Source organism: Nocardia huaxiensis (assembly GCF_013744875.1).
GTDB lineage: Bacteria > Actinomycetota > Actinomycetes > Mycobacteriales > Mycobacteriaceae > Nocardia > Nocardia huaxiensis.
Genome location: NZ_CP059399.1, coordinates 2434484 through 2447746, shown reverse-complemented (window position 1 = coordinate 2447746; position 13263 = coordinate 2434484). Strand labels below are relative to the sequence as shown.

Here is a 13263-nt window from a genome sequence, read left to right as displayed (position 1 = left end):
CCGGTGCAGGTGATCGTGTTCTGGTAGAGGAGCCCTGAGCGGGATGGATCACCGGAATGCAGGGCTCAGCCGGCGTCGGGTGCTGATCGCGACCGGGGCCTCGATCGGGCTCGCCGCACTCACGCGCCCGGCGCCGACGGGGCGGATCACCCGGAATGTGAGTTCGTACGCGGCCGGGGTCGAGGGATGCTGCGCGAGAGCCGAGTTGGCGGAGCAGGCGGTCGTGCAGCGTCACGTGCGGACGGTGTGGGGGCGGCCCTGGGCTCGGCTGGGCAGGCTCGTGTGGCCCGCAGCGGTGGTGGATCAGTCATTCGTGCGGTGGTGCTACTGGTGGCAGGCGCAGTTGCTCGACTGTGCGGTCGATGCGGCGCAGCGCGGCCGGGATCCGGAACGGATCGGGCGGGTGTCGGCGCTCGCGCGGGGGATTCGAACCCGGAACCTGACGGGCTGGACCAACCGGTACTACGACGACATGGGGTGGCTGGCCATCGCGCTCGAGCGCGCCGATCGGCTGCTGGGCGTCCGGTTCGGGAACGCTGTCGGCGACTTGAAGAGTGCCCTGTTCGACGGCTGGAATCCGGTGGTCGGGGCTGTGCCGTGGCGGATGGGCGACGACTACTACAACGCCGTGGCCATCGGCCCGACCGGAATCGCCATGGCGCGCTTGGGCGAAGTGTCCCGTGCCCGGCAGCTGGCCGAGTTCCTGCACACCCGATTGCGGGATCCCGCCACCGGTCTGATCCTCGACGGCGTCCACGAGCCCGGCGGCCAGGTGAACCCCACCGTACTGACCTACTGCCAGGGCGTCGCCATCGGCCTGGAAACCGAATTGGCAATGCGCACAGGAGATGTGGACCATCGCAACCGTGCGACGGATCTCGTCGCCGCGACCGCGACCGGGCTCACGCGCGCCGGGGTCATCGCCGCGGCCGGCGGCAACGACTCCGGGCTGTTCATGGGCATTCTCGCCCGCTACCTCGCCGAAACCGCACTGGCCCTGGGCAATACGACCGCCGCACGGATAGTGCACGAGTCCGCCCGCGCCGCATGGGACAACCGCGCCGAGGTCCAGGGTCTCCCACTGTTCGGCATGGACTGGTCCCGCCCGGTCACGGTCCCCGGCACGCCGGAAGCCGTCGCCCAGCTGTTCCCTTCCGCCGTATCGCCTTCGGAGAATCTGAGCCCGGACCTGTCGGTGCAGCTGAGCGGCTGGATGCTGCTCGAAGCGGACTACCGGCTCACCGCCGCCGGACTCTGAACCGGCGACCTTTTACGTGCCCCAGAACGGGTAGGGCCTGTCCCGCACCGACCGCTTGCGACGGGTGACGTCGGCCGGGGTGTGATCGCCGGCGTCGCGGGTATGGCGTCAGCGGGGGTCGTTCGCGGTGAGGAGCTTCTTATGCGCGTGGTGGTCGTGGGCGGTACCGGCAATGTCGGGACCGCGGTGGTGGAGACGCTGGCCGCGGATCCGGCGGTGACCTCGATTCTCGGGCTGGCGCGCCGGGTGCCGGAGCGCCGGATCGACAAGACCGAGTGGGGCGCGGCCGATGTGCGCGTCGACGATCTCGAGCCGCTGCTGTGGGGCGCGGACGCGGTGATTCACCTGGCGTGGGCGTTCCAGCCGATGCGCCGGCCCTTGGAAACCTGGCGCACCAATGTCACTGGGACCGCGCGCGTTTTGAAAGCGGTGGCCGCCGAGTCGGTTCCGGTGTTCGTGTACGCCTCGTCGGTGGGTGCCTACGCGCCGCGCCGCGACGCCCGGCCGGTGACCGAGAGCTGGTCCACCGACGGCTGGCCCGCCGCCGGATACACGCGGGAGAAGGCGTACGTCGAGCGGATGCTGGACAGCTTCGTGCAGTCCCGTCCGGCCTGCCGGGTGGTGCGCATGCGCCCCGGATTCATCTTCCAGCGCGGCGCCGCCAGTGCGCAGCGGCGGCTGTTCGCCGGTCCGCTGCTGCCGAACCGGCTGGTGCGGGCGGGCCTCGTACCGTTCGTGCCCGCGCCGCCGGGGCTGATGTTCCAGGCGGTGCACAGCCGGGACGTGGCCGAGGCTTTCCGGCTCGCGCTGGTCCGGGACGTGGCGGGACCGTTCAATCTCGCGGCGGATCCGGTGGTCGACGCGCACGTGCTCGGCGAGCTGCTGAGCGCGCGTCCGATCCCGATACCGGCGGCGCTGCTGCGGACCGCGGTCGCCGCGGCCTGGCATCTGCGCCTCATCCCCGTCGACCCACAGCTGCTGGACGCTTTCCTGCGCTTGCCGCTCATGGATGCCACGCGGGCGCGCACCGAGCTCGGCTGGAACCCGCGGCACAGCTCGACCGACGCGCTGCGCGAACTGCTCGACGGCCTGCACGACGCCGCCGGCCTCGACACTCCCCCACTGGCCCGGAAGGCGGGCGGCCCGCTGCGCGTGCGGGAATTCACCTCGGGCATGGGCGGTTCCGATCCCGTCGACCGTGAGCCGATGCGCCGCATGGACTATCGACAGGAGGACATCGGCTCCGAGCACAGTCTGGTCACCACCGCGACCCCGTCCCGGCCCGCCTCCGCCGAACCGGAATCCCCGCGCGGCCTCGGCGGCATGGACCTGTGAGCGGCGGCCCCGGAGCAGGTGACGAGCATTGTGCGATTGCGGCGCAGCGTGATCCACGGACCCGGCATCGCCCGCCGGCGCTGTGGACGCGGCTTCACGTACCGAACCTCCGCGGGCGCTCCGGTATCCGACGCGGAAACACTGAATCGTATTCGGGCGCTGGCGATTCCGCCCGCGTGGCGGAAGGTGTGGATCTGCCCGCATCCGAACGGGCACATCCAGGCCGTGGGCCGGGACATCGCGGGACGGCGGCAGTACCTGTATCACGAGCAGTGGCGCAGGGAACGCGACGAGGAGAAGTTCGACCGGGTGCTCGAACTCGCCGCGCTACTGCCGCGCCTGCGCGCACAACTGCGAATCGATCTGTCGCAGCGGGGATTACACGAGCACCGGGTGCTCGCGGTGGCCATCGCGCTGCTCGATTCCGGGGTGTTCCGGGTCGGGGGCGAGGAGTACGCCGAATCCCACGGCACCCACGGCGCCGCCACCCTGCTGCGCGCACACGCGCGGGTCGCGGACGACGAGATACGCTTCGACTATCCCGCCAAGGGCAGCATCCAGCAGCAGGTGACGGTCCGGGATCGATTGCTCGCCAAGGTGATTCGAGCCCTGCTGGGTAGCCCGGCAGGTTCGGCCAGGCTGCTCGTCCACCGGAACGGCCGCGGTTACCGCGAAGTACGCGCCGACGACGTCAACGCCCGCTTCCGCGAGCTGACCGGACCGGAGTTCAGCGTCAAGGATCTGCGGACCTGGCAGGCCACCGCACTGGCGGCCGCCGACTTCGCCACCTCGCCCCGGCCCGCCTCGATACGCGGGCGCAGAGCGGTGATCAAACAGGTCATGACGGATGTCGCCGAGGTGCTCGGCAATACCCCCGCCGTCGCCCGCGCCTCGTATGTCGATCCGCGCGTGGTGCGGGCCTACGAGAACGGTACGACGATCGCCGCCGCCCTGCGCCGGGCCGCCCGTGCGCACGACGCCGAGGAACAACGAAACATCGTGGACAGGGCGGTGATTCGGCTGCTGCGCGGCGCGCACCGGCCGGACGCCTGATATCGCCGGTCCGGCGGCGGCGCGACACCGACCGGCCGTCGCGGTGGCGCGCTACCCGGGAATCCCGGCGCGGGTTGTTAGCCTGGCGCTCAGATCTTGCTCTCGTCTGGTCGCATTCGGTTCTCATCCGCGCGCTATGGATTGCGAGGTTCCGTTGAAGATCGTCTCCGTCGCCTTGACCACCGCCCTGGCCGCTGTGACAGCGGTGGCCGCCGCTGTCGGCGCGCAGGCCGCCCCGCTTCCGCTCGACGCGTCGGACACGCAGGCCGCCGCCGAATCGAACGGCTCCGATCAGCCGTTGCTGAGCTGCCCGGCGATACCCGGTCCCGAGGACCCGATGGCCGCCATCCCGCCTCGCGACCCGCTGTGCGGGGAGAACGACATGGAGTTGACGAACGGGATCTACCTGCGCAGCAATGCTTACCCGCGGCTTTCGACCATCTATGGCCCGGATGTCACGGTGAGCATCATCGGCAACAACCACTACCAGTTGCGGGACCACGCCGGGAACCTGATCCTCGGCGAGGACGGCAGCACACTGCACCACATTCCCTTCGGCCGTGAGATTCCGCCGCCGATGCCCGGGAACACCGCCGATCTCACCCCGCACGAGCAGGCGATCCGGGAGGGCGTGTCGCGTGTGACGGTCGGGGTCATGCCGGGTGTCGTCTACACCGGCGACCTCACCGATATGTCGGCCTACCTCACCACCCCGATCGGCTCCCTCATCGTGCAGGCGCCGGGCACCGGCCCCGACCCGCTCCAGCCCGGCCCCGACGGCCAGCGACAGGTGCAGTTGCTCAACAACTTCCAGGCCCTCGATGCGCAAGGCCGCTACGTCATGGGCAATACGCTGACCCTCGGATCGCCGATGGCGCTGTGGCCCAATGCCGCCGTCCCCTGCCCGATCGGCACCGTGCCCATTTCGCAGCTGCCCACCCGCGCCGACCTCGCGGCGGGCAATCAGCCGCGCACGGCAGCGGAGCTGCCCGATCCGGTGTGCAAGGCCCCCGCCAGCGTGCCGATCGCGACCGCCGTCGACGACCCCGCCCAGCCCGCGCCCGGACCCAAACCACAGAACGATCCCGTGCAACGGCAGAAGGACATCAACGACGCGTTCAGCGCCGTCGGCACCCAGTTCGGCCTGGCGGTCGCCCTCGGCGGAGTCCTCGGCGGCGCGCTCGGCCTGGCCGTCGGCTGTCTGGCCGGTGGCATCGGCGCGGGCACCGCGGGCACCTTCTCCGCGGCGCTGGCGGGCACCGCCACCGGATTCGCGGGCGGATGCCTCACCGGCGCGGCCATTCTCGGCGCCATGGGCGGCACCATCGGCAGTCTCGTGCTCGGCGTCCCGGTCGGCATCGTCTCCGGCATCAACGCCTACAACACCCTGCGCCTACAGGGCGACGTCGCCCGCAAACCGATCGCCGCCGCGACCGCGCCGGCTCCCGCAGTCCCGGAATTCGCCGCCCTGCCACCGCAGGTCGCCGAGGCCGTGCAGCCCCTCGTCGACGCGGTTCGCCCCGCACTCACCGACATTTCGGCCGTGCTCACACCACCGGCACTCGAAGACCTCGTCCCGCCGATGCTCACCGACGCACTGCGGCCGATACTCGCCCCGAGCACGGCCGCGCCATAGATCTGGGAACAGATCGCGCATCTGCGGTATGGCCAACGATCCTCGTCGTCAGGTGGTGGCGTCCAGGAACGGGGTGAGCAGGGGCAGGAGCAGATCGGCGCGGTACATGATGTCGTAGTGCGTTGTGCCGGGCACGATTTCGAGGCGAGCGGACTTACCGTCACCGATCCGGGCGGCCGTGTCCACCGCGTGCTCTCGGTAGAGGGCGTCGGATTCGGCGGTGACGACCAGGGCGGGGGCCTGGATCTTCGCCGCCTGCGCGGTCCAGTCGTAGTCCTTGCCGAGCAGATCCCTGGTCTTGGTGACCAGGGCGGTCCAGCCCGACGCGTCGGGTGCGACGGCGGTGTACAGCTGATACATCGGAGTTTCGCGCATGGCGTCGGGGTTCATGGCGGCCATGCCCGCCCGGGTCTCGGGCATCCAGCCATCGGAACGGTAGGGCGAGGAGATCAGGGCGAGGCGGTTCACCAGGTCCGGATTGCGAGCGGCGAGTTGCAGGGCCACGCCGCCACCGAGCGAGTAACCGGCCACATCGGCCTTGCCGAGGTTCAGGTGCGCAATGAGTTGCGCGACATCGTCGGCCATCGACTCGTAGCCCATGGGGCGGCCGAAGTCGCGGGTGTGGCCGTGGGCCTGCAATTCCACCAGGATGACCTGGCGGTTGGCCGACAGCGCGGGCACCATGGCGCCGAAGGTGGCTTCGGCGGTCGCCAGTCCGCCGTGCAGCAGGATCAAAGGCTTTCCGGTGCCGTGGATCTCGTAGTAGAGCTGCCCGCCGTCGACCGCGGCGTACCGCCCCTTACCATCGGCGGACGCCGGATCGGCTGCGGCGGTGCGGGTTTCCGATGTGGACGCGGTATCGGCGGTGTCGCTGCTGCCGCAACCGGTGACCAGCACGGCGGACAGGGCCACCGCGATCAAGGCGGCCGGGGACTTCATGTGCATTCGCATGGGTTCGACTTCCTCGGATTCTGAAAGCTACTGGGGAAGATGCTCTTTGGCGTCTTCGTAATCGCCGGTCGGGGCCTCGGCGGGGCCGTAGACGAGGTGGACCACACCGGTCTTGAAAGGTTGCGCGGAGAGCAGGGCGAGCGGAATCGGCGTGCCCTCGTCGAAGAGGCGCTCACCGGCGCGCTGCGCCACCGGATGCACCAGCAGGTGCAGTTCGTCGATCAGGCCGGCCGCCAGCAGCTGCCGGACCACGGAGACAGAGCCGGAGATAGCGATGTCGGAACCGGACTGCTCCTGCTTCAGGGCGGTGACGGCCTCCAGCAGGTCACCGTCCAGCTGTTCGGAATTGCGCCAGGTGAATTCGAGCCGCTGACGGGAGACCACGATCTTGCGGGCGTCGCCGAAGGTCTTGGCGATGGCGGCATCCGGGCCGCCGTCGGCCTCCCGCGGCGGCCACGCCTCGGCGAAGGTGTCGTAGGTGGTGCGGCCGAGCAGGAGGGTGTCGCTCATCTGAGCGCCGACCGCGGCGCCCATTTCCTCGTTGAAATACGGGAAATGCCAGTCCTGCGGTTCGGCGACGACACCGTCGAGTGAAATGAACAGTCCTGCGGTGATTTTGGGCATGACGGAGCTCCTCGATAATCGGGGTGAAGGTGAAAAGAAGGGTTATGGCGGCGAAAACGTCAGGCCACGAAGCGATCCGAGTCGATGAGGAATTTTCCGGCAACCGGCACCAGCAGATCGACATTCGGATTGTGGCTCAGCTTCGCCAATTCCTCGTGCCGCGCATTCGGCAGCACCGCGGTGATCGCGCGGGCGGCGGTCCGCAGCAGCGCGTCGCTCTTGCCACCCGAAATGACCAGCGTGGGAACCTGAACGCCTTCCCAATCGGCGGAACGCAGGGCCTCCCCGCGCATGAACGGCGCCATGATCGCCCAATCGTGGCCGGTGGCCGGGGCGGTCGCCAGCAGGTTCTTCCAGAAGGGGGTGAAGCGCATGATCGCGGTCAGCAGCCGCGGCATGCCCATCGCGTTCGGCATGTAGTACTTCACGATGTCGGCGCGCTTGCCCGAGGCGATCAACGCGTGCAGTCGCTCGGTCACATCCGTTGCGGGAACGAAGTTTTCGCGGTCCACCACGAACGGCGGCTCGAAAGCGATCACCTTCGTGATGCCCGGCACCCGCCCGGAAGCGGCGGCCCGCAGCGCCAAGCCCGCACCCGAGGACCACCCAAATACGGCGGCATTGCCGCCCAGCTCCTCGACCAGCGCTGCCAGATCGTCGATTTCGTTCTCGACGTCGTACACGCCCGGCGAATCGGAGCTGTCGCCCCGGCCGCGCCGGTCGTAATTCACGACCGTGAGCCCGTACTGATCGGCCAATTTCTCGGCCAATTCCACCATTTTCGGGAAGGTGCGGTAGCTGAACGCACCGCCGATCAGGATGACGGTTCCGGCGTCGCCTCCGGAAATGCGGTCGAAGGCCAGCTCTATCCCCGCGGGCGTGGTGATGGTCTCCATCGGTAATGCCTTTCCTAGCAATTGGTTTCAGCGGCGATGTCCGGCGCGTTCGTCAATGCAGACGGGGGCCCACTCCGGATTTCATCGCACCATCGCTGTGATGCACACCACATGTGCCCGACGGGCACCCAATGATCATCGCCAATTGCGCTCGCGCCCAACAAGCAGCGATTCCGCAACGCTGGATGCAGCCCGGCTGAACGATCGCGGGAACAGCGAACGGCCCGCCACGGAGTTCCGTGACGGGCCGTTCGGGTCGGGGTCAGGCCGCGGCCCGCTTCACCAGGTCCGCGATCTGCGCCTCGGCGGCCGCGGTCAGGGTGGTCAGGGCGAAGGCCGTCGGCCACATCGCGCCGTCGTCGAGCCGGGCGGTGTCATTGAAGCCGAAGGTCGCGTAGCGGGCCTTGAACTTCTCGGCGGACTGGAAGAAACACACCACCTTGCCGTCGCGAGCGTAGGAGGGCATGCCGTACCAGAGCTTGGGCGACAGGGCCGGGGCATTGGCCTTCACGATGGCGTGAATCCGTTCGGCCAGCACCCGATCCGCCTCCTGCATTTCGGCGATCTTGGCGAGCACATCGGCCTCGCCGTCGGCCTTGGTGGCCTTGGAACCGCGGCGGGCGGCCGTCTTGAGCTCTTTGGCGTGCTCCTTCATGGCGGCGCGCTCATCGGCCGAGAAGCCTACGGTGGTCTTGGTTTCGGTCTGAGGGGACATGTCGGGTTCCTCCGTTTTGGGTTCTACAAGCGAAATCTGGGGATCAGTTGGCGGGGTCCTGCAGCAGGCCGAGCACATTGCCGTCCGGATCGGTGAGGGTGGCGACCCGGCGGCCCCCGCCCACCTCGCGGATGGGCTCCCGCACGGTGCCGCCGGCGTCGGTGACCGCGGCCAGCGTGGCCTCGATATCGGTCACGTGCCAGTAGGCGACGGGCGAGGTCATGCCCTGCGGGCCGCCGCCGGGCACCAGCCCGATGTGCTGGCCGCCGGCCTCGAAGCCCACGTAGTAGGTGCCGTCGACCTCGGGTTCCACCCCGAGCAGTGCGGCGTACACCCGCTTGGCCTTCGCGAGATCGGACACGGGATGCAGCACGGTCTTGATTCCGGCGTTCCCGCTGCTCAGGGTGCTCTTCTGCCTGGTTTCCGTGATGCTCTCGTTCATGTCTACAACGGTAGGGAGCGGCCGAGCACCCGACATCCGTGCCGACCACGGATCCCACCACTGAATCGGCACGTACCCACCGACTGCGCGACGAGCGGTGATCGATACGTGAGAATGGGTGACGTGTCGAAACAAAAGGTCTCCGCCGGAATCTCGGACCGGGAGGCCGAAGTCCTGGCTCTGGTCGGGCAGCATCGCAGCAATGCCGAGATCGCCGCCGAGCTGTTCATCTCGGTCCGCACCGTCGAAACCCATGTGTCCTCGCTGCTGCGCAAGGTCGGCGTCCCCGACCGGCGCGCGCTGGCGCAGCGCGCGGCCGAACTCACCGCGACCGCCGAACCGGTGAGCGAAACCGTCGCCATCCTGCCGTCCCCGCTGACCTCGTTCATCGGCCGCGACCAGGAACGCGCCGCATTGCGGGCCGCCGTCGCGGGCAATCGCCAGGTGACCGCGCTCGGGCCCGGCGGCGTCGGCAAGACCCGGCTGGCGCTGGCGGTGGCCGCCGATCTGGCCGCCGACTTCACCGATGGCGCCTGGTTCGTGGACCTGGTCCCCGTGACCGATCCGGCCATGACCGGATCCGCCGTGGCCCGCGCGCTCGGGCTCGGCGAACACCAGGCGCGCAGCCTCGAGGATTCGGTGCTCACCGCCCTCGGCGATCGGCACAGCCTGCTCGTGCTCGACAACTGTGAGCATCTGCTCGACGGCGTCGCCCCGTTCATCGAACGATTGCTCGCCTGCTGCCCGCGCGTGACGGTGCTGGCCACCAGCCGCGCCCGCCTGCTCGTGCCCTTCGAGCAGGTCTACACCGTTCCCCCGATGGCCCTCAGCGCCGATGGCGACGCCACGGTGGACGCCATCGCGCTCTTCCTGGACCGGGCCGCCGCCCTCGGCTGGCCCGTGGATCCCGCTCAGCTGGACCAGGTTTCGGAGATCTGCCAGCGCCTGGACGGTTTGGCCCTGGCCATCGAACTGGCCGCCGCCCGCCTGCCCACCCTCGGAATCGACGGCCTCACCGCCAGTCTCGCCGACCCGCTGCGACTACTCGTCGGTGGCCGACGCGCCGACGACCGCCACCGCTCCGTGCGCGCCATGCTCGACTGGAGCCAAGCCCTGCTCACCACCGAAGACCGAATCCTGTTGCGCCGCATCGCCGTCTTCGTCGCCCCCTTCACCGCCGCCGACGCCACGAAGGTGGCGGGATACGACCCCCTGGAACCACTCTCGGTCATCGAGGGCCTGGCGCGGCTCGCGGAACAGAGCCTGCTCACCGCGGTGCCGACCGCGAGCGGCACCCGCTACCGCGCCCTGGAAACCATTCGCCAGTACGAGAACGAACAGCTCGTCAGCACCGGCGAACTCACCGAAACCCTTGCCCACCACCTGCACTGGTGTCTGGCCACCGCCACCGAGCTGGCCGCCGAACTCCCGCGCACAGCCGGCAGCCGACGCACGCGAACCAACCCGGCTGCCCCCTCCGGACAGCGCCCGCACGCCCTGGCCGACGCGGCGTATCCGCTCGGCGAACCGAAATCCACCGGTGCGTGGCGCATTCGCTTCGACGCGGTGGCCGATGACATCCGCGCGGCCCTCGCCTGGGCATCGGAACAGGACGCTCACCGCGCCGACGCCCACACCCTCGCCGCGACCCTGGCCCGACTCGCCTTCCACCGCAACCTCATCGGCGAAGCCCAGCGCCGCTACGAACAGGCCGCCGCCCTCACCGACGACCCGGCCGCCGCCGCATCCGCCCTGCGCCACGCCGCCGAAGTGGCCGGCTGCCGCATGCGCGGCGAGGACATGTACCGCCTCTACCGCGCCGCCGCCGACATCGCCCGCACCGCAGGCGATTCGGCCGCCGCCGCCCGCGACCTGGCCACCGCCGCCATCACCGTCTTCCGCCTCTCCGACGCCTTCCCGGAGCCACCGGCACCGGACGAAGCCGCGAACCTGCTGGCCCAAGCCCGCGAACTCGCCGGAGACGACCCCGCCAGCCGAGCGGCAATCGCCCTGGCGGAGTGCGGGATTCTCACCGATGACACCGAATCGACACCGGGCGAACAACACTCGCCGGACGTCATGCAATTCGCCTCGAAACGAGCAAATTCCACCTCTTCCACCACCGCACACGACGCCTCCGGCTCGACCGCCACCGGGTACGACGCCTCCAACTCGACCGCCACCCGGCGCGATGCCTCCGGCTCAACCACCGCCGGGCACGGAGTCGAACAGGACACAGCCGCGACCACACCCCCCGCCCCGCACGGAGCAGGTTCCGAAACGACTGCGGGCGGGCCGGAATCCATTGCCTTCCACTCGATCTCGCGGGATGAGCTGACCGCCGCGCCGAGCGGCTCGGCATCCGAGTCGGAAACGCTGGCCGAGCGGGCCATCTCGCGTGCGCAGCGGGCAGTCGACCTTGCGCAGCGCATCAGGGAGCCGCTGGCGCTCAGCGCCGCGCTGGACGCGCTCGCGGCCGCACAGTGCTGGACGGGTGACATCTTCGCGACCGCGGCGACCTCCCAGCGGCGGGTCGAACTGCTCGCGGGGGTGCCCATCACGCCGGGGAGCGCGCTGGAAAGGGTGAACGCGCTGGCCGAGGCGTCGGACAGCTGCATCGGGGTGGGCGATCTGGCGGGTGCGCGCCGGTGGGGGCAGGAGCTGCGGGATCTGCCACTGCTGGCGGAGCGCGGGGACTTCGCCACCTCCCGGCTGCTGGTGGCCGACGCCCTGGCGGGCCATGTCGCCGACGTGCTCACGGGGAGCGAGCGGTTCCTCGACGCATGGCTGCTCTCCGGCCGCCCGCACGCCCCGAATCTCGCTCCGGCGGCGGCCTCGGTCGCCCTGGCGCACGGCCTGTGCGGGGACGACAACGCGCGAGTGGAATGGCTGGGCATCGTCGGCGAGCTGGGGGTGACGGCCGAGCAGAGTGCCGCCTACAGTGCGGTTTTCGACGCGCTCGTCCTCCTGCACCAAGGACAGCCCGGACCCGCGCTGACCGTACTGGCCACCGACCCCGACACCATGGACGCTCAGGTCATCTGGATCTGGCGGCACTGGTATCTGGCGCTGCGTGCCGAGGCGGCCGTCCTCGCCCGCGATCCCAAGGCCCGCGATCACCTCGCCGCGGCGCGAAACACGGTGTCGGGCAATCCCGCTGCCACCGCCCTCGTGGACCGCGCCGAGGCCCTGCTCGACGAGGATCCGGCCCGCCTGCGGGCCGTCGCGGACGCCTTCGCGGCGGCGCACTGGCCGTATCAGCAGGCCCGGACCCTGGCCCTCGTCGACGGTGACCGGAGCGCGCTGGCCGCCCTCGGCCTCGACAAGTCCGCACCCGAGTAGTCGATTGCTCATGCCACGGGGGCAGCGCAGTGGAACCCTTCGAGGGTGCGCACCCCGCGCCCGACCCGAGGAGGAGAACCCATGGCAGGAATCCGCATTCGCCACGTGAAGCTGCCGGTCACCGACCTGCCGCGCAGTGTCGCCTGGTACCGCGATCTCCTCGCCCTGGAGCTGGCCGCCGAATTCTGTGAGGCGGGCGAGCTGCGCGGCGCACAGCTCATGCACCCCTCCGGCTGGGGCGTCGCCCTGCGCGAGCGCGCGCACTGCGCCAGCACACCCGATCTGACCGGCTTCGACGCCTTCGCCTTCGAATTGGACTCCGTGGACGAGCTGCGCGCCCTCGCCGCCCGCGCGGAACAGCTCGGCTACGACCACACCGAGGTGGTCGATCGCGGCGACTACGGAGCCTTCCTCGACATCATCGATCCCGACGGCACGGTGGTCCGGTTCCTCGCCAACAATCCCCTGCACGCGGGCCGTTTCGTCGGCGTCGATTCCGGCAGCGACGGCGACTTCGCCCTCTACGACACCCCACGCCTCGAAAAATAGGATGCGCGAGCCGAATTCGTCTCGCTACAGTTCCAACTGCGTCCGGTGCGTAGGAAACGGTTACTTCCACTCATAATGGGCAGGTCGCGGGTTCGAGTCCCGCCTGGGTCCAATCCCATGGGCCCAGTAGCTCAGTCGGTCAGAGCAGCTAAACGTACCGTCTCCGCTTCGATCTCGGACGCCTACAAACTTCCGCACCCCACGTGCGGAACACATGCACCTCCCGGTGCGCCGCATACGGATACTTCGTGGATTTCCAATGTGAAACGACCAAACGCCGTGTGCACCAGAAGATCTCGGGAGGCGTCGTGCACCGGCCCGGTGCGCAGGCAACGGTTACTTCACCTGATTCGGGTTCAGGCAGGGCCGGTTCGATTCCGGCACGCCGTGAAAGCGGCGTTAGTGTAGTGGTAGCAACGCAGACCGTCGTCGCTTCGATCTCGGGCCGACGCGCTGCCGCCT

General features: G+C 69.5%; 11 protein-coding genes and 2 tRNA genes. 8 read left to right on the top strand and 5 right to left on the bottom strand.

All coding sequences use genetic code 11. The features are described from left to right. Nucleotides 1-43: 43 nt before the first annotated feature. The 4 genes from H0264_RS10905 to H0264_RS10890 all read left to right on the top strand — a co-directional run bounded on the left by H0264_RS10905 (nt 44) and on the right by H0264_RS10890 (nt 5282). Nucleotides 44-1258 carry a glycoside hydrolase family 76 protein gene (locus tag H0264_RS10905; protein WP_181583851.1) on the top strand — a complete coding sequence of 405 codons (1215 nt, stop codon included), beginning with the start codon at nt 44-46 and terminating at the stop codon, nt 1256-1258. A 141-nt stretch (nt 1259-1399) separates the two neighbouring features. Then, nucleotides 1400-2593, top strand: coding sequence for an NAD-dependent epimerase/dehydratase family protein (locus tag H0264_RS10900; protein ID WP_181583850.1), 1194 nt, complete (start codon nt 1400-1402; stop codon nt 2591-2593). A 30-nt stretch (nt 2594-2623) separates the two neighbouring features. Next, complete coding sequence (locus H0264_RS10895; protein WP_181585442.1) at nt 2624-3646, top strand: DNA topoisomerase IB; 1023 nt, start codon at nt 2624-2626, stop codon at nt 3644-3646. A 136-nt stretch (nt 3647-3782) separates the two neighbouring features. Beyond that, nucleotides 3783-5282 (top strand): hypothetical protein, encoded by a 1500-nt coding sequence (locus H0264_RS10890; protein WP_181583849.1) that lies wholly within the window; start codon nt 3783-3785, stop codon nt 5280-5282. 48 nt (nt 5283-5330) lie between these two features. Here H0264_RS10890 and H0264_RS10885 read toward each other — a convergent pair whose 3' ends face one another. The 5 genes from H0264_RS10885 to H0264_RS10865 all read right to left on the bottom strand — a co-directional run bounded on the left by H0264_RS10885 (nt 5331) and on the right by H0264_RS10865 (nt 8910). After that, nucleotides 5331-6233, bottom strand: coding sequence for an alpha/beta fold hydrolase (locus H0264_RS10885; protein WP_181583848.1), 903 nt, complete (start codon nt 6231-6233; stop codon nt 5331-5333). A 27-nt stretch (nt 6234-6260) separates the two neighbouring features. After that, nucleotides 6261-6857, bottom strand: a complete 597-nt coding sequence (locus H0264_RS10880; protein ID WP_181583847.1) for a dihydrofolate reductase family protein — start codon at nt 6855-6857, stop codon at nt 6261-6263. 59 nt (nt 6858-6916) lie between these two features. Then, nucleotides 6917-7753, bottom strand: a complete 837-nt coding sequence (locus H0264_RS10875; protein ID WP_181583846.1) for an alpha/beta fold hydrolase — start codon at nt 7751-7753, stop codon at nt 6917-6919. 262 nt (nt 7754-8015) lie between these two features. Continuing rightward, complete coding sequence (locus H0264_RS10870) at nt 8016-8468, bottom strand: iron chaperone (protein WP_181583845.1); 453 nt, start codon at nt 8466-8468, stop codon at nt 8016-8018. A gap of 43 nt (nt 8469-8511) precedes the next feature. Beyond that, entirely contained in the window at nt 8512-8910 is a 399-nt protein-coding gene (locus H0264_RS10865; protein ID WP_181583844.1) for a VOC family protein, read from the bottom strand. A gap of 123 nt (nt 8911-9033) precedes the next feature. Here H0264_RS10865 and H0264_RS38985 point away from each other — a divergent pair, with 123 nt between their 5' ends. From H0264_RS38985 to H0264_RS10845, 4 genes are all read left to right on the top strand, one after another. Beyond that, nucleotides 9034-12252 carry an ATP-binding protein gene (locus H0264_RS38985; RefSeq protein ID WP_276313948.1) on the top strand — a complete coding sequence of 1073 codons (3219 nt, stop codon included), beginning with the start codon at nt 9034-9036 and terminating at the stop codon, nt 12250-12252. Nucleotides 12253-12333: 81 nt separating this feature from the next. Beyond that, complete coding sequence (locus H0264_RS10855; RefSeq protein ID WP_181583843.1) at nt 12334-12801, top strand: VOC family protein; 468 nt, start codon at nt 12334-12336, stop codon at nt 12799-12801. A gap of 51 nt (nt 12802-12852) precedes the next feature. Further along, nucleotides 12853-12913, top strand: a tRNA-OTHER gene (locus H0264_RS10850). Nucleotides 12914-13124: 211 nt separating this feature from the next. After that, nucleotides 13125-13191, top strand: a tRNA-Pro gene (locus tag H0264_RS10845). Nucleotides 13192-13263: the final 72 nt, after the last annotated feature.

Bases quoted from the DNA above. Each gene is read 5' to 3' on its own strand.
- H0264_RS10905 (WP_181583851.1), top strand. From the start codon at position 44: ATGGATCACCGGAATGCAGGGCTCAGCCGGCGTCGGGTGCTGATCGCG.
- H0264_RS10900 (WP_181583850.1), top strand. From the start codon at position 1,400: ATGCGCGTGGTGGTCGTGGGCGGTACCGGCAATGTCGGGACCGCGGTG.
- H0264_RS10890 (WP_181583849.1), top strand. From the start codon at position 3,783: ATGGATTGCGAGGTTCCGTTGAAGATCGTCTCCGTCGCCTTGACCACC.
- H0264_RS10885 (WP_181583848.1), bottom strand. From the start codon at position 6,233: ATGCGAATGCACATGAAGTCCCCGGCCGCCTTGATCGCGGTGGCCCTG.
- H0264_RS10880 (WP_181583847.1), bottom strand. From the start codon at position 6,857: ATGCCCAAAATCACCGCAGGACTGTTCATTTCACTCGACGGTGTCGTC.
- H0264_RS10875 (WP_181583846.1), bottom strand. From the start codon at position 7,753: ATGGAGACCATCACCACGCCCGCGGGGATAGAGCTGGCCTTCGACCGC.
- H0264_RS10870 (WP_181583845.1), bottom strand. From the start codon at position 8,468: ATGTCCCCTCAGACCGAAACCAAGACCACCGTAGGCTTCTCGGCCGAT.
- H0264_RS10865 (WP_181583844.1), bottom strand. From the start codon at position 8,910: ATGAACGAGAGCATCACGGAAACCAGGCAGAAGAGCACCCTGAGCAGC.
- H0264_RS10855 (WP_181583843.1), top strand. From the start codon at position 12,334: ATGGCAGGAATCCGCATTCGCCACGTGAAGCTGCCGGTCACCGACCTG.